This is a genomic window from Syntrophaceticus schinkii (assembly GCF_000946815.1).
GTDB classification, from domain to species: Bacteria; Bacillota; DSM-12270; order Thermacetogeniales; family Thermacetogeniaceae; genus Syntrophaceticus; species Syntrophaceticus schinkii.
Window position 1 is genome coordinate 16,744 of record NZ_CDRZ01000024.1, and the last position, 20,045, is coordinate 36,788.

Here is a 20,045-nt window from a genome sequence, read left to right on the forward strand (position 1 = left end):
TCCAGGCGAGATTCCTGCTTCCTATACGAATAAGATATGCTGTAACCACCTTCCCGGTGTCGTCGATCAACCTGGAGAGTTCCGTCCTTTTCTGGCTGACAGACGCATTTATGATGGTGTACATCATCCCTGGGCACCATTAAGAAGTATCCCTTGACACTCTACTGCAGCTACTGTTCCTTTCGCAGTTGATCGGCGATCCTGTAGATTTCCCGGAAACGGTGATTGACACCGGATTTGCTGAGTGGAGGTGAAAGGAGTTTGCCAAGTTCTGCAAGGCTCGCCCCAGGGTATTGCAGGCGAAGTTCGGCCACTTCTCTCAGCGGAGGGCGCAAGATGCCCAGGCCTGCCAAAGAGTCGATCTCCTTGATCACTGCAACCTGCTTCAGGCCGGCTTCCACAGCTTTTTCCAGGTTGGCGGTCTCACAGTTCACCAATCTGTTGACCTGGTTGCGCATATCTTTAAGCACACGACAGTTTTCGAACTGAAGAACCCCCTGGTTGGCCTCTATGATGCGCAGAAACTCTGATACCTGATCCGCTTCCTTGAGGTAAACCTCATGTCCACCACGGCGCTCCCTGCAGATGGGCAGCAAACCGAAGCAGGCCAGTGTTTCCGTTACTTCTATAGCAGCTTCGTGTGTTTTGAGGAACAGTTCCAGGTGGTAAGCCCGTGAAGGCTTCCCCAAAAACCCGCATCCCAGAAAACACCCTCTCAAGAAAGCCTTCTTACAGCAGTCCTTCTTCAGAATACGTGAATCAAGTGAATCCCGAAGCATCAGATCGCTGTCCACAAACCCCAATTCCTGAAGCAAAAAATGCTTCTGCTGTTCTAAAGGAACCTGAACGGTAAACAAGCGCCGGTGGCGCGGTCTGGAATAGCGGCGGACAACGATTACTCCATTCCACCCCAGGTTTTTGGACAGCAAAAAGATGCGGCGTGCCACCGCCGGAAGCTCTGTTGTCATCACCAGTACTCTCTGCTTTCCCAAACGGACAATCCCCACTACCTGTGCGAAAGCAGCCAGTTCTGCCCGCTGACAGCAGTCGAGTCGAAGAGGCAGTCGCGCCACTTCATCTTTGACCTGCATCGAAAAGGACATCTTTCTATCACCCTTGTATCAAGCCAATGAAAGAACCGCGCCGGCTAGTTTCTGTGAGTCATGACGCACCAATTCCTGCTCATCTAAGAAATCCCCTCTTAGAACGCGCACCCCCATTTCCTGCAGGGCATGCTGATCCACAACAACCGGCCTGGCCCCTTCTCTGGCGTACTTTTCCAGGTTAGACTGGGCGATCCTTTTGTTATTAACGATAATATAATCGATCCTGTCCACATCTGCGTGATCATAGATAGCGGACAGGTGGTCTGAAGCCTTAAAATCAGTGGTCTCCCCGGGCTGTGTCATGATATTACAGATGTAGCATTTTACAACCCGAGACTGTTTGATGGCTGCGGCAATTCCTGGAACCAGCAAATTGGGCAGCACACTTGTAAAAAGACTGCCTGGCCCCAATAAAATCAGGTCCGCCTGCTGAATTGCATCAACCGCTTCCGGTACTGCTTTGCAGGAGCCCGGTGTCAAGAAGAGGCGCCTCAAGGGAGTGTCTACCCGGGAAATCCTGCTCTCTCCGAAGACATGTGTGCCATCAGCAAGTTCTGCATTCAGTGTCACCTGATCCAGTGTCGAAGGCAGTACTTGCCCGCGAACTTTCAGAACATGGCTGGCCTCCTTGATAGCGGTTTGGAAATCTCCGGTGATATCCGCAAGAGCGGTGATCAACAGGTTGCCCAAACTGTGTCCGGCCAATCCTTCTCCCTGCCCAAAGCGGTAGTGAAACAACTTTTCCATAAGGGTTTCAGTTTCCGCCAGGGCCACCAGGCAGTTGCGGATATCTCCAGGCGGCAGAATCCCGAATTCCCCGCGCAGTCTTCCCGAACTCCCTCCATCATCAGCAACTGTTACTATAGCTGTTATATTCGCCGTATATTTTTTCAGTCCCCTCAGGAGAATAGGAAGGCCTGTGCCACCCCCGACAGCGGTGATACGCGGCCCGCGCTTTAAGGACTGGCGGCGGTAAAATCTACTGAAAGAGCCTGCTAAACCTCTCAGATTCATAATATCTCCTCTACCCTCGCCCGCGGAAGATCGCGGTGGTGCACCTGTACCTGGTAGTTGGAACGCAGCCCGGCCGCCAGACACTCAGCCAAAGCCACTGATCTGTGCTGCCCGCCTGTACAGCCGATAGCTACTACCAGATGTGTTTTCCCTTCCCTGATATAGAAAGGCATCAGGAACCCCAGGAGGTCGCTGTACAGATTCAAGAAATCCTTCGTCTCCTTACAGGAAAAAAGGTATTCAACAACACCGTCATCGAGTCCTGTATAGTTTTTTAATTCTTCAACATAATGCGGATTGGGAAGAAAGCGGACATCCATCACCAGGTCCGCGTCAAGGGGTATCCCATACTTGTAGCCGAAGGAAATCATAGTGATGGAGAAGCGTGTTCCATTATCCAGGTCCTCAAAGATTTCGTTGATGCTCTTTTTGAGGTCATGCACAGTCATCTCAGTGGTATCCAGGATAATGTTAGCAGCCCCCCGCAGTCCCTGGAGACGCTCACGTTCGGCCTTGATGGCCTCCAGAACGGAACGGTCCTCCTCCAGGGGGTGCTGGCGTCGGGATTCCTTGTAACGCCTGACCAGGACAGCATCAGAAGCCTCCAGGAACAGTATCTCATACTTGATCCCCAGATGAGATAATTTGCGCAGTTCCTCATCTAAAGAACCAAAAAAGCGGGTGCCCCGCACATCCATCACCAGGGCTACCCGTTTCACCTTGCCGCCTGACTGCTGGCAGAGCTCGGTTATCTTGGGAATCAGCAGTGGCGGAAGATTATCCACACAAAAAAAGCCCAGGTCCTCCAGGCACCTGATTGCCTGGGTTTTACCCGCCCCAGAAAGCCCTGTTACAATTACCAGGCGAATCGGTTTGTTCTCCTCCATCTTCCTTCCCCCTTTCCGAACTATTACTCTTTTGCATCATTGCTTCCGCATGGGTTCTGCTTTTTCCTGATGGCGCAGAGGCAGTTTGCATAAAAATTCATTGACGGTATCCATACCATCGATCACAAATAAAATTATATTGTTAAACGCCAAACAAGTTCCTCCCTAAATACCTGATGCTCCTTTTTTTTGGTACTGGTTCCCCCAATTGCTAACCGGTATCAGATCAGTCCCGGGTCATAGATGCTTCTCAGTTCCTAATTCTAATCTGTCCCCAGTTTATCGTTCTCCGATTCTAATTGATCCATGGCAAACGCTGCCGCTCCCAGAATTCCGGACTGCGACCTCAGCGCTGCCGGGATGATCTTCAGAAAAGCACGATAGGGTGGGTATGTACGCTGATAGGCCTCATGGCGAGCGGGATCCAAGATTAAATCCCCCACACCACAGGCAACCCCACCACCGATAATAAATGCTCCCGGGTTAAGCAGATTGGCGACATTGGCGATAGCAATCCCTAAATAGCGGCCGGCATTGGCCAACACTGCCTGAGCCTCTTTGTCTCCGTCAATAGCCGCCTTCCCCACTACCCGTGCATCTATCTTTTCTACACTGCCAGCGATGAAAAGCATATGGCGCCCTTTCCCGGACTTAACCAACTGCTGGGCATCCCTCTTGATAGCACAACCTGAAGCCAACCCCTCCAGACAACCCCTGTTCTTACAGGAGCACTCCGGTCCATGTGCATCAACGATCATATGGCCAAACTCCCCGGCTCCTCCATGAGCCCCCCCCATAAATCCTTCCTCCCAGAATCAGGCCGCCTCCTACTCCGGTACTGACAGTGATATAAACCATGTCTTGATAGCTCTTCCCGGATCCATAGCGGTGCTCCCCAAGAGCTGCCAGGTTGGCATCATTCTCCAACCAGACTGGCATTCCCAGGGCATCTTCTATTTTCTTCTTTAAATCAACATTATGCCATTTTAAATTTGGAGAGAAGATAATTGTATCAGTATGGGGGTCAATGTAAGCAGGTACCGCCACCCCGACCCCCGCCGGATGTTCACCCTCCGGCATCACACTGTACAGGCTGTCCAGGATCCTGTCTGCAACAAGCGAAAATCCACCGTCAGACATAGTAGGGCGTATATCTTCACTAATGATCTTTCCCTCGTGATCCACCAATGCTGAATAGATTTTAGTGCCACCGAGATCTAAAGCCAGGATCTTTCCCATGGAACCCCTCTCCTTTTAGTGGTTAGTCATTGATTACATGCTTCGGCCTCTGTTTTCTTTATCTGATGGTACCGCCTGGGCGGCATGGGCATCTACCAAGATATCAACAACCCTGTCTCACCTCAACCGCATCATGGAAAGCAGTGGTTGATGTTGTTTGTCGCCAGTTATCTTATTGTAAAAACACGGCTCTGCTCATGGTACTTTTCCAGCTTCTTTTGGAACTCTTCCTTCCTGGGAAGGAAGTCTTCCCGACCTAATAAAGCGTACGCCTGATGTTTTCCTTCCTCCACACCCGGCTGGTCGTAGGGGTTGACCCCGTACAGGTTAGCCATAAAGATGGTCAATGCTTCATAAAAATAGAACAATGCACCCAAAGCATGAGCACAGGGTTCCCGCAGGGTAATCCGATAGCAGGGATGGCCGGCATTGACCAGGCTCACCTCTGTAGCCAGCTGCTCAATGTGGAGCTGCTCCTGCATTGTATGCCCATCAAAATAAGCATACTCCACCTCATCCGGAAAAGCACCTGTTATTTTTAGGTCATCTGGTGCCTGATCTATTTTCACAAAACCATACACTTTGTCAGCGGGGCCCTCCTTAAATAACTGGAGCAAGGAATGCTGGTCCGTTGCTCCCAGGCAGGACAGGGGTGTCGCCCCCACCCGGACCTCCTCCCCTGCAAGTGTCTCCTTTTTCCCCAGGCTCTCCGCCCACAGCTGCATAAACCACAATCCGAACTCCACCAGGAGATTACTGTAGTTGAACAGCACATGGGTGGATCTCCCCTCTCGCGAGTATCTGTAAAGGTATCCACCTAAAACCATGAGGGGATTTTCCTCAGGAGGAGCAGTGGTTAGTGCTCTCTGCACAGCCGCGGCACCTTCTAAAAGTTCCTGGCAGTCGATGCCTGCCAGTTCTGCCGGGAAAAAACCCACAGGTGATAAAACAGAATACCTCCCCTGCAGATCCGGCGGAAAATGGAACATAGAGCAGCCGAGCTTGCGGGCGATGCGGTTGATCCCGTTATCTTTAGCATCACAGATAATCACAATATCGCGGTCATCCCCACCTGCTTCCTTGTACTTCTTGTAATAATAGATGAAATTGGCCGCAGTCTCCGGAGTTGACCCGGATTTGCTGGTATAGATTAAAGCTGTCTTCCGAAAGTCCAGGAGCCGTTCCAGCTGAGCCGCGGGAGCAGGATCAATATTGTCGAGAACAAAAATACGTGGGCTGTGCCCTTCCAGTTGATGATAGGGACCCTTGATAAACTCCAAGATGGCCTTGGTACCCAAGGCCGAACCACCAATCCCCAGAACCAGGACATTCTCGTATTTTTCCCGCAGCCTGATGGCAGTTGATTTAATTTCATTAATGGTTCCATTATCCAAAAAGGAAAGAGTGATCGGTGTTCGCTGCCGGCGAAGGTCCTCCTGGAATTTTTGAAAGGTTGAAACAGTTGTGGAACTTAACTCCAGTTTACCTTTCCCTCCCGGGTTCACCAGATGACCGGTATCGATCCTCATCAACTCATCCATACCCCCACATCCTTTCCGGTGCCAGGCACCTGACTTGTTAACTTATTCTACCATTAATCATCCTCTTATATTAGTGATCTGATTATCTTCACATTTTCGCCTGTCGAGTACCAGCTCCTGGAGTGCCAGGATCGCAGGGTTCCCGCAGGAAGCTACCTGGGCAGTCCATCGAGTACCAGCTCCCGGAGCGCCAGGGCAACTCCATCTTCATTATTGGATGCAGTAATGTAGCGCGCCCGGGCACGCACCTCCGGATAAGCATTGGCAACAGCAAAACCATAACCCGCATACTCCAGCATCCTCAGATCATTGTAGCTGTCCCCAAAGGCCGCAACCTGTTCGCGTCTTATCCCCAGCCATTCCGCCAGTTTTCTCAGGGCTGCTCCCTTTGTCGCTTGTGGATGATTGACCTCCAGATAAGTAGGCTTCGATTTCGTCAGATAGGCTTCCAGTCCGGCCTCATTGAGGATATCCCGCAGCTCTTCCAACTCCTGATCAACCACCTGTTGTTCATCGATCAACAGCATTTTATAGGGAAGGTCATTCTCCAAAAGTTCCTCCAGGTCATCCACCCTTGTAAAAGGAACCCCCGCCAACCGCGCGTAGTGCTCACCGGCCTTTGTGACACGCTCAACAAAGAGTTTATCTTCCACATATAAGTTGACGTGAATTTTCCTCTTGCGCCCATACCGGATCACCACACCGGCCACATCCTTAGAGAGGGGACAGTTGTAAAGCACCTCCCCGGAGAATGCGTTCTTCACCAGGGCACCCTGGTAAGTGATCAGCGGAACGTCAAAACCAAGCTGCTCAGCATAAGGGAGTGCCGAAGGCAGCATCCGCCCTGTGGCCAGAGTAACAGTAACCCCCGCCTCCTGTACCTGCTGCAAAACATCCCGGGAAAACTGTGAAATGGTCAGGTCATCCCGCAGCAAGGTATCATCTAAATCAACGGCTACCAATTTGATGTTGTGCATCCTCAGGTCCTCCAGTTTATTATCTGCTAAACCTCAAACTCCGGATGAGGGTTGAATCCTATACCGACATGACTAATATAAATAATCCCCGCTAAAAACTAACGCAGAAATTAAGCATCCTAAACATATAGGTAGATGGGCAAGAATCGAGCTAACCGGGAGACGGGGTAGATGTCACCTTTGAATAAAGCAATAAAGCCAGCCTGCCCCCGTTTAACAGGAGATGTTAGTCATTGTGCAGGAATTGGTACAGTGCCTCAGCGGCCTTCCTGTTCATCCCTGGCACAGCGGCCAGTTCATCCACAGAGGCCTTGCGCACGCGGGAAAGGGAGCCGAAGTGCCTGAGCAAGGCTGTCTGCCTCTTCTTGCCAATTCCCGGCACCTGCCTCAGGATAGATGCCTTCAACTTGCGCTGGCGCAGTGTTTTCTGGTAGCTGAGGGCAAAGCGATGAGCCTCATCCCGGGCCTGCTGCAGCAGGTGCAGCCCGGGGTTGCTGCGGGAAAGAATAAGTGGGTCGCTGCGCCCCGGCAGGTAGATCTCTTCCTCATCCTCAGCCAGAGAAACCAGATCCGGTTGAGGGAGCTCCATTTGCTGCAGGGCATCCAGGCTGAGTTGAGCTGCCCCTTGCCACCGTCGAGCACCAGAAGATCGGGCAGGTTATTTTGATCTGCATTCTTGAACCTGCGGGTCACTACCTCCCGCATAGCTCTGTAATCATCACCGGCAGTTGGCGTTTTGATCCGGTAGCGCCGGTAATGCGTTTTATCCGGCTGCCCATCTATAAAGCACACTAATGAGGCTACCGTCTCTTCACCTCCCAGGTGAGAGATGTCGATGCACTCCAGTTTGCGCGGAGAACGCTTTAGTTCCAGGGCATCCTGCAGAGCCAGGGTCAGGGCCATCCCCTTCTCCTGGGATCTCAGGGAGCGGCGGCAGCGCTGTTCAGCGATCAGGGCCGCGTTTTCTTTGGCCATACCTACCAGTTCTCTACCCTGCCCACGCTGGGGAAAACGGATCTCCACCTTGCTCCCCTTCATCTCTCCCAGCCAGGCAGCAAGAAGATCAGCATCCTCAGCAGGGGAGCTGACAAGAATTGTCGCGGGGATCTCCCTTCCGCCCTGATAGTAACGCTTGATAAAGGAAGAAAGAACCTCTCCAGGCGGCATTTCCTCCGCACCGGTAAGAAAATAGTGTTCCTTTGCCACCACATTGCCCCCACGATTGCGCAGGATGATCACACAAACCTCATCCAAATAAGAACCTACAGCGAGCACATCCTGATCAGGCCCTGAGGCCCGGGCTACCCGCTGCTGCTCGTGCAGTTTCTTTACTGCCTCCAATTGGTTGCGAATTCGGGCGGCCTCCTCAAAATCCAGTCTCTCTGAAGCATCCTTCATCTGCTGGCTCAGGCGCCTTTCCACCTCATGTGTCCTTCCCTCCAGGAAAAGAACCAACTGCTCGATCATCTCTTTGTACTCTTCTGCAGTAACATTCCCTACACAGGGCCCCAGGCACTGCTTAATCTGTCCGTTGAGACAGGTTCTGCTGCGGGGCACCAGTTTGCGGTCAGGGCAGGAGCGAAAGAGGAAGATCTTTCGCAGGAAGTCCAGGGTTTCTTTGACCGCACCCACATTGGGGTAGGGGCCGAAGTAGCGGGATCCGTCCCGCACCAGAGTGCGTGTCATCATCACCCTGGGGAACTCCTCTGCAGTCACCCTGATATAGGGATAGGATTTATCATCCTTGAGGTCGATGTTGTACTTTGGCAGGTACTCCTTGATCAGATTGCATTCCAGAACCAGGGCCTCCGCCTCAGTATCAGTGACGATATACTCCAGGCGTGCCGCCTCCTCGGTCATCCTCCTGATCCGCTCAATAAGCCCCCGGGGCTGAAAGTAGGAGCGCAGACGATTGGGCAAGGAAACCGCCTTCCCCACATAAATAACCCTCCCCGACCGGTTCCGGAAAATATAAACCCCCGGCCTATCCGGTATCAGGTCAAGATCCTTTTTGAATTTCTGTATCGTATATGTGGAAGCCACTTGTCCTATCTCCTTAACGGTGACCCTTAACGGTGACAGTCACCAAAACGCCCCACCTGTATAGACAACTATACCAAAAAGGTGACTGTCACCAAAACACCTAACTTGTATAGACAACTTTGCCGAAAAAGGTGACAGGGTAACAGAGGAACCGTCCCTCCGTCACATCCTAACGACTAACCACTAACAAGTGCTGTCTTGTCGGCCTGGCGCTGGGTGGGGGTGGAGACCTGGAGCACCTCTTGCAGGTAGCGACCTGTATAGGAATTGGGGTAGGCGGCAACCTCTTCAGGTGTTCCGGTGGTTACCACCTGGCCGCCACCGGCTCCTCCCTCTGGGCCGAGATCGATGATGTAATCCGCTGTTTTGATCACATCGAGGTTGTGCTCGATGACGACAACTGTATTACCCGTTTCCACAAGCCTTTCTAAGACCAGCAAAAGCCTCCTGATATCCTCTTTATGCAGCCCGGTTGTGGGCTCATCCAAAATATAAAGGGTGCGGCCATTGCTGCGCCGCGAAAGCTCTGTTGCCAGCTTGACCCGCTGGGCCTCCCCACCTGAGAGGGTTGTGGCCGGCTGACCGAGCTTGATGTAGCCTAATCCTACATCAACCAATGTTTGCAGCCTGCGGTTCACCTTGGGAATGTTCTGGAAGAACTCATTGGCCTCACTGACCGTCATATCCAGAACCTCGGCAATATTCTTTCCCTTATACTTGACCTCCAGTGTCTCTCGGTTGTAGCGTCGCCCCTTGCATTCATCACAGGGGACATAGACATCCGGCAGGAAGTGCATCTCGATCTTGATGATGCCATCCCCACGGCAGGCTTCACAGCGGCCTCCGCGCACATTGAAACTGAAGCGGCCCGGGCGGTAGCCCTTCATCCGTGATGCCTGTGTTAGGGAAAAAAGCTCCCGAATCCCATCGAAGGCCCCGGTATAGGTAGCGGGGTTTGACCTGGGAGTGCGCCCGATGGGAGACTGGTCGATTTTTATTGCTTTATCCAGGTGTTCGACTCCGTACATCTCACTGAATGCTCCGGGATGGGTACGGGAACGGTTAAGCTTCTGAGCGAGCCCTTTATAGATGATCTCATCCAGCAGGGTGCTCTTTCCTGAACCCGAAACTCCGGTAATACAGACAAAAAGACCCAGGGGAATCTCCACATCTATATTTTTTAAATTGAACTCTCTGGCACCGGTTACCTTCAACCAGCGATCAGTGGGTTTCCGCCGGGCCTCCGGTACAGGGATCTCCCGCTGGCCGCTCAGATACTGGCCTGTAATCGACTCTTTTACCTTGGAGATCTCCTCCACTGTTCCCTGGGCAACCAGCTCACCGCCGTGGGTTCCGGCACCAGGGCCGATATCGATGATTTGATCTGCATTGAGCATCATCTCTTCATCATGTTCTACAACGATCAGTGTATTACCCAGGTCACGCAAATCCTTCAGTGCCTTGATCAGCCTGGTGTTATCCCTGGGATGCAGCCCAATGGTGGGTTCGTCAAGGATATAGAGCACCCCCACCAGACCGGAACCGATCTGGGTAGCCAAACGAATTCGCTGAGCTTCACCTCCGGCCAGGGTCCCCGCTGCGCGGTCCAGTGTAAGATAATCCAGCCCCACATTGACCAGAAAGCCGAGACGGGCCTTGAGCTCCTTGATCACCTGATCAGCGATCTGCTCATCGCGTGGGCTAAGGGAAAGGTTTTCTAAAAATGCACGCGCTTCCAAAACAGTGCAGCCTGTAACATCCGCTATGTTCCGCTCACCTATAGTTACTGCCAGGCTCTCCGGACACAGTCGTGCACCATTGCAGATAGGACAGGGGCGGGAAGCCATAAACCGCTCGATCTCCTCCCGGGCATCCTCAGACTCAGTATCCCGGTGACGGCGCATCAGGTGGTTGACGACCCCCTCGAAACTACCGTACCATGACCTGGTCTGTCCAAAAGAATCCTCGTAGTGGAAGCGGATTCGCTCATCTGTTCCAAAGAGAAGAACATCCTGCACCTCTTGCGGCAGGTCCTTGTATTTTGTATCCCAACTGCAACCGTAGTGATCCATGAGGGATTTCACTATCTGTGGGTAGTAGTGCTGTGTGGAATGAGTCCAGGGCAGCAAAGCCCCCGCCCTTACAGTCCTCTCTGGATCCACAACCAACTGCGGGTCCACCTCCATCCTGTAGCCGAGACCCGAACACTCAGCACAGGCCCCATAAGGGCTGTTAAAGGAAAAGAGGCGTGGGGTGATCTCCGCCAGACTGATCCCGCACTCCGGGCAGGCAAAGTTTTGGCTGAAAACCATCTCTTCCCCATCCAGAGGAGCTACCACAGCAATCCCCTCCCCAAGCCCGAGAGCCATCTCCAGTGAATCAGCTAAACGGTTCTCCAGGCCCGGACGCACCACCAGCCGGTCGATCACAACATCAATATCATGCTTCTTATATCTGTCCAGTTTGATCTCTTCATCCAGTTCACGGATCTCCCCATTGACACGCACACGCACAAAACCTTTTTTCTGTAGATCAGTGAAGATCCTCTGATGCTCACCCTTTTTCCCGCTCACTATAGGAGCAAGGATCTGGATTTTCGTACCCTCAGGAAAAGCAAGGGTCTGGTCCACCATATTTGTAACGGTCTGCTGTTGCACAGGCCTCCCACACTCAGGACAGTGGGGTTTGCCGATGCGTGCAAACAGCAAACGCAAATAGTCATAGATCTCGGTCACCGTTCCTACAGTAGACCGCGGATTGCGGCTTCCCGCCTTCTGGTCGATAGAAATAGCAGGGGAAAGCCCCTCAATATAATCCACATCTGGCTTATCAGCAACCCCCAGAAACTGGCGGGCATAGGCGGAAAGAGACTCCACATAGCGCCGCTGGCCCTCTGCATAAATGGTATCGAAAGCCAATGAAGATTTCCCAGAACCGGAGATTCCGGTAATGACCACCATTTTATGGCGGGGTATCTCCACATCTATATTTTTCAGGTTGTGGACCCGCGCCCCCCGGATAACTATCCTATCCCGTGCCGGAGGTGGATTTCTTTTTCCCATCTGGCACACATACTTTCTTTTGATGCCTCCCTGTCACATCTAATTCTGCATCTATCCCCTCAAAATCAGGTTCTATCTCTTTCCTGGGCATGCCGCGGCGTGACCGTGCAACCAATTCTTTACGCAGTTCGATGATCAGGTCCCGGGCCTCTGCCGCTCTCTCAAAAGCCAGTTCACGGGCAGCCTGGCGCATCTCCTGCTCCAGCTGTGAAATAAGCTTCTCCAGCTCTTTTTTGTTCATACTGCCCAGGGACTTGCCGGCCTTGTATGCTCCCTTCTCCTCGGCAACCTCTGCGGGAAGGGTGATTTCAATCACACCCCGTACAGCCTTCTGGATGCTGCGTGGGGTAATGCCGTGCTTTTCATTGTAGCTCATCTGGATTCCGCGTCTTCTGTTGGTCTCATCGATGGCCCGCTGCATGGAGTCAGTGATCCTATCAGCGAACATAATCACTTTACCATCCACATTTCTGGCAGCACGCCCAATGGTCTGAATCAGAGAGCGCTCAGAGCGCAGGAAACCTTCTTTATCTGCATCCAGGATCGCCACCAGTGCCACCTCCGGGAGGTCCAACCCCTCCCGCAGGAGGTTAATACCCACCAACACATCAAAAACTCCCAGGCGCAGATCCCTCAGGATCTCCATCCGCTCCAGAGTTTTGATCTCCGAATGCAGGTAACGCACCCTGATCCCCAGCTCACGCAGATAATCCGTTAGATCCTCGGCCATCTTCTTGGTCAGGGTAGTCACCAGAACCCGCTGCTCTTTTTCCACCCGCATGCGGATCTCCCCCACCAGATCATCTACCTGCCCTTTGGCGGGGCGCACCTCTACCTCCGGGTCGATCAGCCCGGTGGGTCGCACGATCTGCTCTACCACCTGGTGACTGTGATCGGTCTCAAAGGAGCCCGGAGTTGCCGAGACAAAAATGATCTGTGGCACCTTGGACAAAAACTCGTCAAAGCGCAAGGGCCTGTTATCCAGAGCAGAGGGGAGTCTGAACCCGTAATCCACCAGTGTACTCTTCCTGCTGAAATCCCCCGCATACATCCCATTGATCTGGGGTACGGTGATATGTGACTCATCGATCACCACCATGAAATCCTCAGGAAAGAAGTCGATCAAGCAGTAGGGGGGCTCTCCGGGCTTGCGCCCGGTCAGGTGCCGGGAGTAATTCTCGATCCCCTTACAGATCCCTACCTCCCGCATCATCTCCAGATCATAGCGAGTGCGCTGTTCCAAGCGCTGGGCTTCCAGGAGCTTATCCTCTCTGCGCAGCTCATCCAAGCGTCCATCCAGTTCCTCCTCGATTCCCTGGATCGCTATCTCCATCCGCTCAGGAGAGGTCACATAGTGAGATGCCGGGAAAACCACCGCATGGAGGCGCCGGGCCAGGACCTCCCCAGTGAGGGTATCTATTTCTAAAATGCGGTCGATCTCATCACCGAAAAACTCCACCCGCAGGGCCTTCTCCGTAAAAGAGGCCGGAAAGATTTCCACCACATCACCCCGCACCCGAAAACGCCCCCGGGCAAACTCGTAGTCATTGCGCTGGTAATGGATGTCCACCAGTCGTGCGAGCACCTCATCCCCTGTCCACCTGCATGCCCTGGCGCAGGGAAACCATCATCTCCCGGTAATAGACAGGTGAACCCAAACCATAGATACAGGAAACACTGGCCACAATGATCACATCATCCCGCTCAAAGATGCTGGCAGTGGCCGAGTGCCGCAGCTTATCTATCTCCTCATTTAATGAGGAATCCTTTTCGATATAGGTATCAGTTTGAGGCACATAAGCCTCCGGCTGGTAATAGTCATAGTAGCTGACAAAGTACTCCACAGCATGGTCCGGAAAAAACTCCCGGAACTCCCCGCAGAGCTGGGCAGCCAGTGTCTTATTGGGGGCCATAACCAGTGTGGGCTTCTGCACCTCCTGGATAACTCCGGCGATGGTAAAGGTCTTTCCCGAACCGGTCACCCCCAGCAAGGTCTGGAAAGGCATACTTGAAGAGATCCCTTCGCTCAAAGAAGCGATGGCCTCCGGCTGGTCCCCGGTTGGAGAAAAGGTAGATTTTAGTGTAAACCCCATCATCACACCCCCTGATCAAATTAGCCGCCTCTTTAACAATAAAATGGCAGCCTCTAAGATCTATCCACAAGGCATTATACCATAAAGAAATTATCCACAACAACAAAATGAAGAGGTGCCAAGCACCTGGTACCACCTGGAATGTGCTCGGTCAAGACATGGGTAACACAGGGATTGTTCTGCTGCCTGAAATAGACTGCAAGAACCGTCTCTGATTCTCCCCCTGGTCTGAAGAAAATCGGTTGAAATAGATGTGGGAGGTGGGAGGTTGAAAGTGGGAATTGATGTGTGTTCGGTCGCCCTTCGGACTTCTGACATCCGGTTTCTGACTTCTGTTTTTTGGGTTGGTTGTAAGTCGTTAGTCGTTGGAAAAAGAATGTTTGTATTTCGATTAAAACATGGGGAATAGTGTTACCCATGTCCTGAAACTGTAAAAGATTATTATGTTCGAACATAAACCGAAAAAACTATCTCTGGTTCTCCTCCTGATCTGAATAAAGCAATAAAGCAAGCCTGGCCCCGTTAATAAAAGCAGTCTCAGTGGCGTGGCATACCGGGCTTCGCTGTTTATGTATTTTCCTTGAGAATCCTGGCTATGATCTTGTTGATTTCCTCTTCTGTAAAATAGAGGTCCTCTTTTTGTATTTTCCGGGAAGCATCCAATTCGCTCCCTGCTTCTGCCAGGAAAGACTTAATCTCTTGAACTTTTTTCCCTGCCTTCCTAAAACCATCGGCTGTTCTTGTCTCCTTCCCCAGGTCCCAGATTATATCATCCGGTAAGAAAGAGAAATCCTTGTAACAGCAGGTCAGATCAACTACCGCCACTTGAATTTCCGGGAAGAACAGTAATGCATGGTCCTTTGGCTCAATCCAGGAATGAAAGGCTTCTACTTGATAGCCGCTGCTTAATGCCTGGACAAGGATCCCCTGCATCACTTCAGCTCCCACCCCTGGCGATCCCTTGATCACATAACGCCTTTTGGAATGGCATAAGATATGATTGAAAAAATCCAACTTCTCCCAGCGCAGTCACACTACCCGCAAAATAGCGCTGGAGAAGGGACTCCCTCCCCCCATCCTGAAACTCTTGTATCCAACCGGCAGCTTTCTCTGTCACAACCTGTTCGAAACCAGAGGTCTGACACCAGAGGTCGGATGTCGGATGTTCCCTGGAACTGCTTGGCACCGGTTCCGCAGCATTCTTGACTTCGCATCTGCTTTTATCTTCTGATGGTACCGCTTGGGTAGCGTCGACATCTACCCCAACACTGTTCCCTTCCCCGGCAGACTGTATCAACGACACAGCAGAACGCATATCACCCGGCAGTTTCACCACAACGACATTGAGATGAGGGGGAAAGAACACCTGAACAGCATACGGATGTTCCCTGCTGAGTACACCAACTGCCTTTGAGGGAACTGTCAACCCCTCCAGTACCATCGAATCCTCCGCCCTATGAAAATATTTCGTCTGCAAACCGCGATCCTCCAGTGCCAATCCCAGCATACGGATGACCAGACTCTGTCCCGCAGGTGTGTTCCCTTGGAGCAGGTATAATCTCTTCAAATCCTTAAACAGCTTGGGCCAATACGATAATAACCCTCTACATGTAAGGGCACTGGCGAAATAATGCCTGTTTTTGTTGTTCATCATCCGGAACTACCCGCTAAAAGGTCAGGTAGCACCCTCACCCCCCGCCATGACTTTTCTACATATTATTAAACAGGGGGAAAGGGTGTGACAGATTGGTGGTTGGTGGTTGAAAAAGAACACCCGCGTGCACAGGGGACTGTCCCCTTTGCACGCGGGTGATTGCTGACTGGTTGTCGGTAGTTGGTTAGAAGTAGACCGTCCCTTTGTCACGTTTTATCACATTTAATGTTTGCGGAAAAAGCGTTGGAGTAAGTTTTTGAGGGGGCTTCCCATGGCAAAATCCACATTGGGGTAATCTCCGGGTTCAGGAACGGTGATCTCTCCCAGGGGTGCCCCGGGATCCTTTCGCACCCTGACACACCTGGTTTCCCCTGTTTCAGTGGAAAATTCCAACATAAAAGAAGAGACCATAAACCCAAGCATCTGAGCAAGTTCAAAGCGGGAATTAACTTTATGCCCGCCCACACTGTGGATCACATCACCGGACCTGATTCCCGCAAGATGGGCGGGTGATCCCTTGATCACATCCAGCACCATCACTCCGGTAGAGGGAGGAACAAAGCGCGGTCTTCCCTGCAGTTCCTCGCGGCGTCCCAGGAAAATCACCAGTTCATGACCCAGCGGTGAGAACAGCGCAGGGAAAATAGCCAACTGCGGATAATGAGAAGCCACAACAGCAAGCCCCAGCAGAATAACGCTATAAACAGCCAGGTGGCTGGCAGAACGTTTTGTGCGTTCCCGGGGAAGGCAGGTGATGGCCAGTTCCCCATACCCCAGTGCAGCCACAACAGGGAGGATCTGATACATTGCCTCCAGGTCAGGGGCTATATCCCAGGGGCGAATCAGCGGCCACCACTCCGGCATTTTCATCAATTCTCCAGGTACCTGATCCGCAGCACCTAACAGGATCATCATCACAGCCAGGGGTATCGGCCAGAACTTCTGGAGGTTAAAGGCACCCACCACACGTCCGGCAGGATTGCGGACATAAACAGGAAGGGGATCCTGGTGCCCGCTCAACAGTATCAAAATACTTTCCACAAGATGCAGAACAGCAACCAGACCCATTAGACCAGGAATATTTACCTGGGGATATCCAAAGATGAGAGAGATGATGGCCAGAACACCGCCGGCATAAGAAAAGCATAATAACCTCGGACTGATCAGCATCAGCACCAAAGCAATAACCCACAGCCAGGCCACCCCTACCCCGTTGATGGTCACCCCAAAGAGGATCATCAGGAAGCTTCCCAGAATCCCCCCGATCAATCCCCATAAACCACGAGACTATCAGAGATACACGCAGAGCTGAATCCTGGAGACCGTAAATCGCCTCCTTAGTTTTCAACATGCGCCTGTACTGCGTCCATACCAGGAGCACCACAAGCCAGAAAAATGGCTGTACAATCACCTTTAAGACAACAAGGGCGGAGTGGGAAAGAATATTAACCCAGGAAAATTCCATCTATTAACCTCCTACGCCGCCTTTTTATCTTCCTGCAACTGCTTTTCCAGAACTTCAACAGCCTTATCCAGCTGTAGATCCTTCTCCATATCCTCCGGCTGTTTAACAACAACATCAGGTTTGATTCCCTTTTTATGGATATCATGCCTGTCGGGTGTCAGGTACTTGTTGGTGGTCAGTTTAACACCCTCTTTACCGCCCATATTAAAAACAGTCTGCACCAGACCCTTCCCAAAGGTACGTGTCCCAACCAGCACTCCGCTCTCAGAGTCTTTGATAGCCCCGGCAACAATTTCAGAAGCACTGGCACTACCCTCATCGATCAACACAACAAGAGGCACTTTCACAACAGAACCAATCCGGGTGGGATAGAGAACATCCTCAGCCCCCTCACGGTGGACAATACGAACAACAGGGCCCTCCTTTAGAAAATATCCCGCCACTTCTACAGCTGCCTGGAGATCTCCCCCGGGATTCCCCCGCAGGTCAAGAACTAACCCACGGTATTGAGCATCTTGCAGTTTTTTCAGTTCCTCAAACAGTTGGGCATTTGTACTGGCACGGTTGAAGTGCAGAACCCGCAGGTAACCGATGCCCGGGTAATCCTCAAGCATTTCCCCGCTTACAGAAGGAACAGCGATCTGTTCCCTGGTCAGCTGCACAGTAAAGCTGCGTTTCTCCTCTTTGCGCATGATCTCCAGAGAAACTGTTGTCCCCGGCTTTCCTCGGAGAACTCCCGCGGCTTCAATAGTAGTCATATTCGTAGTTTCCTGATCATTGATCTTGGCAATTACATCTCCACTCTTGATTCCCGCACGTGCTGCAGGTGTCTCCGGTAAAGGAGAAACAACAACAAGCTGTTTATCCTGGTCCATATCGATCTCCACACCTATTCCCCCAAAGGTCCCTTCGATCTGGAGATTCAGTTCCTTGAAGGCTTCCTCGTCCAGATAAACAGAATACGGATCATCCAGGGCTTCAACCATCCCCTTAACTGCACCGTTCACCAGGGTAGCTGTGCTGACCTCGTTTAGATATTGGCTTTTTATAAGAAAATAGGTACTGACAAGTTTCTTTAAATTGTTTTTGTGTACCCAATAAAAAAGCCCACCTACTGCACCTGCTATCAATAGGATAATTAAAACAGTAGCTGTAATCCGAAAACCGCGGGTCTTCAGCCTGTCCACCTCCCAAATCCTTTCTGGTAATCATTCTTTCCTAATATCTCCACTATATGTATAATCTTACACAATTATTATTGCTTTTAGAAGCCCCTTCTTTTGTAGCATTATATAACATAGAGTAAGAAAAATAGATTTATACCAGCACCAATTATACACTTTTTTTTGCGATAAGATCATTTTCTATTCCAACTTCTAACATCTCATTTTGTCAGACTTGCTTTATTGCTTTAAACTGACAAGGTGGATTCTCTTCTTTTCCATCCATGAAAAAATTTTATAAAACCCCTTGAAGGATTTTTTTATTTATGAGAGAATATATATTGAGTAAGAAACAATTTCATACTTTTCTCCGAGTCCACATGCCTGTTGTTCACAACTATGGCAGTAGGACCGTCAGGGTACACTTGGAAACGGGTGTGCCTCCCATTGCGGAAAGGAGAACCTACGACTGTATAACTGGTCGCAGAGCCTTTCTGTGGCTGGTTTTTTTTACGAAGATCGGCATCAGTACTATATATTCGCTGTGGGGGAAACTCTCACCCCCACAGCGACCCATCTTTTTGAGATGTGGGATGTGGGATGTGGGAGGTTGGAAGTGGGAATGGAAGATTAGTGGTTAGTGGTTAGTGGTTAGTGGTTGGAAAAAGAAAAGATGCTTGGGTACCCTTAATCTGAATAATTCAATGAAAACAGCTTGGTCGTAGGAAATACGGGAAGGTAAAAAGTGGGGAAGGATAATAAAATTAGCCTGGTCTTGGACCAGGCTTTATGTCTTGTTGGATTTTTATTTTAATATATGGGGGTATCATGCGGATACAGGAACTGGTGCAATAGGAACCGTCCCCGTTGCATCCCCCATTGCTTCCTAGAAATAACCCATGGGATTAGTTGGATTCCCGTTAATGTAGACTCCAAAGTGGAGGTGGGGACCTGTGCTCATACCTGTGCTTCCGACCCTGCCAATTACCTGCCCCTGGCTCACACTACTGCCTCTAGATACAGAATAACTGGAAAGATGGGCATACAGTGTAGTGATACCCCCTCCGTGGTCAATAATCACTGTAGTACCGTACGCGCCTAACCAACCGGCGTGGATAACCGTACCCCCATCTGCAGCCCATACAGGAGTTCCAGCAGCAGCACCGATATCTATTCCATCATGCAATTTATATACTCCCGTAATAGGATGCTTCCTCATTCCGTACTCACCCCCCTTACCACTGATCGACCCATTCGCAGGCCAGATAAAGCGGCCAGTGCCCTTGGGTGGTGCTGGATTCGATGGGTTTGACGGTTTGCTTGACTGATATTGCTGGATAATCTGTGTTATCTGCCGGCTTGTTGCCTCTAACTCCTGAATGGCGAGCTGACAAGCCGCCTGGTCAGACTGCAAATTCTTTATAGTATCTTTCCTGTCCTGTTTGCGTGAAGCCAGGTAGGTCTGTTTGGCTGCTGTTGTCCTTTTAAGAACTACAGCCTCTTCCTTTTTGGCCACCAGTTCACGCTTCTGACGGGCAACACCGTCTCTTTCTGCAGCCAGTTCCTTAACAAGTTTCGAATCCTGGTTTGCTATACGCTTCAAATAATCGAATCGCGTCAGAAAATCGCTCATACTGGTGCTATCCAACAGCACCTCCAGATAGGAAAGATTCCCTTTCATATAAATATCTCTAAGCCGCATGGTGAAAAAACTCTGTTCGCTCTTCGGAGTTGCTTCCTCTTTCTTCTTGCAGCTGTTTTTCAGTCTGCTCTATCGACTGTTGCAGTGTAGAAAGTCCTC

General features: G+C 51.2%; 15 protein-coding genes, 1 pseudogene and 1 riboswitch. All 16 genes and pseudogenes read right to left on the reverse strand.

The genetic code is table 11. The features are described 5' to 3' along the window. Positions 1–170 precede the first annotated feature (170 nt). Complete coding sequence (whiA, locus tag SSCH_RS02090; protein WP_044664023.1) at positions 171–1,103, reverse strand: DNA-binding protein WhiA; 933 nt, start codon at positions 1,101–1,103, stop codon at positions 171–173. 18 nt (positions 1,104–1,121) lie between these two features. Beyond that, a complete protein-coding gene (locus SSCH_RS02095) occupies positions 1,122–2,120 on the reverse strand; it encodes a gluconeogenesis factor YvcK family protein (protein WP_044664024.1) in 999 nt (332 codons plus the stop codon). Beyond that, positions 2,117–3,007 (reverse strand): RNase adapter RapZ, encoded by an 891-nt coding sequence (gene rapZ, locus SSCH_RS02100; protein ID WP_156972036.1) that lies wholly within the window; start codon positions 3,005–3,007, stop codon positions 2,117–2,119. Before rapZ ends, SSCH_RS02095 begins: the two co-directional genes overlap by 4 nt. A gap of 263 nt (positions 3,008–3,270) precedes the next feature. Next, positions 3,271–3,804 (reverse strand): ROK family protein, encoded by a 534-nt coding sequence (locus SSCH_RS16055; protein ID WP_084710855.1) that lies wholly within the window; start codon positions 3,802–3,804, stop codon positions 3,271–3,273. Continuing rightward, positions 3,755–4,246, reverse strand: coding sequence for an ROK family protein (locus SSCH_RS16060; RefSeq protein WP_052835206.1), 492 nt, complete (start codon positions 4,244–4,246; stop codon positions 3,755–3,757). Before SSCH_RS16060 ends, SSCH_RS16055 begins: the two co-directional genes overlap by 50 nt. A 167-nt stretch (positions 4,247–4,413) precedes the next feature. Next, complete coding sequence (locus SSCH_RS02110; RefSeq protein ID WP_044664025.1) at positions 4,414–5,787, reverse strand: hypothetical protein; 1,374 nt, start codon at positions 5,785–5,787, stop codon at positions 4,414–4,416. Between the two features lie 152 nt (positions 5,788–5,939). Beyond that, the gene (locus tag SSCH_RS02115) at positions 5,940–6,764 is read right to left on the reverse strand and encodes a Cof-type HAD-IIB family hydrolase (protein WP_044664026.1); all 825 of its coding nucleotides are present in this window, start codon (positions 6,762–6,764) and stop codon (positions 5,940–5,942) included. Positions 6,765–6,990: 226 nt separating this feature from the next. Beyond that, on the reverse strand, positions 6,991–7,170 hold the full coding sequence (locus SSCH_RS18715) for a helix-hairpin-helix domain-containing protein (protein WP_198142105.1): 180 nt from the start codon (positions 7,168–7,170) through the stop codon (positions 6,991–6,993). Continuing rightward, positions 7,167–8,807, reverse strand: coding sequence for an excinuclease ABC subunit UvrC (uvrC, locus tag SSCH_RS02120; RefSeq protein WP_052835207.1), 1,641 nt, complete (start codon positions 8,805–8,807; stop codon positions 7,167–7,169). The genes SSCH_RS18715 and uvrC overlap by 4 nt, the downstream gene beginning before the upstream one ends. A 176-nt stretch (positions 8,808–8,983) precedes the next feature. Beyond that, positions 8,984–11,869: an excinuclease ABC subunit UvrA gene (gene uvrA / locus SSCH_RS02125; protein WP_044664027.1), complete on the reverse strand. Its 2,886-nt coding sequence runs from the start codon at positions 11,867–11,869 to the stop codon at positions 8,984–8,986. 112 nt (positions 11,870–11,981) lie between these two features. Then, a pseudogene (uvrB, locus tag SSCH_RS02130) lies at positions 11,982–13,965 on the reverse strand (excinuclease ABC subunit UvrB); the annotation flags it as partial. Positions 13,966–14,529: 564 nt separating this feature from the next. Further along, positions 14,530–14,898: a hypothetical protein gene (locus SSCH_RS02140; RefSeq protein ID WP_044664029.1), complete on the reverse strand. Its 369-nt coding sequence runs from the start codon at positions 14,896–14,898 to the stop codon at positions 14,530–14,532. Position 14,899: 1 nt separating this feature from the next. Beyond that, positions 14,900–15,616 carry a hypothetical protein gene (locus SSCH_RS02145; protein WP_044664030.1) on the reverse strand — a complete coding sequence of 239 codons (717 nt, stop codon included), beginning with the start codon at positions 15,614–15,616 and terminating at the stop codon, positions 14,900–14,902. A gap of 222 nt (positions 15,617–15,838) precedes the next feature. Beyond that, complete coding sequence (locus SSCH_RS02150) at positions 15,839–16,885, reverse strand: PDZ domain-containing protein (RefSeq protein ID WP_052835208.1); 1,047 nt, start codon at positions 16,883–16,885, stop codon at positions 15,839–15,841. Positions 16,886–17,092: 207 nt separating this feature from the next. Beyond that, positions 17,093–18,268 carry a S41 family peptidase gene (locus SSCH_RS02155; protein WP_044664031.1) on the reverse strand — a complete coding sequence of 392 codons (1,176 nt, stop codon included), beginning with the start codon at positions 18,266–18,268 and terminating at the stop codon, positions 17,093–17,095. A 332-nt stretch (positions 18,269–18,600) separates the two neighbouring features. Beyond that, a riboswitch (molybdenum cofactor riboswitch) is annotated at positions 18,601–18,719 on the forward strand. 411 nt (positions 18,720–19,130) lie between these two features. Next, positions 19,131–19,946: a murein hydrolase activator EnvC family protein gene (locus SSCH_RS20695; protein ID WP_084710859.1), complete on the reverse strand. Its 816-nt coding sequence runs from the start codon at positions 19,944–19,946 to the stop codon at positions 19,131–19,133. Positions 19,947–20,045 lie beyond the last annotated feature (99 nt).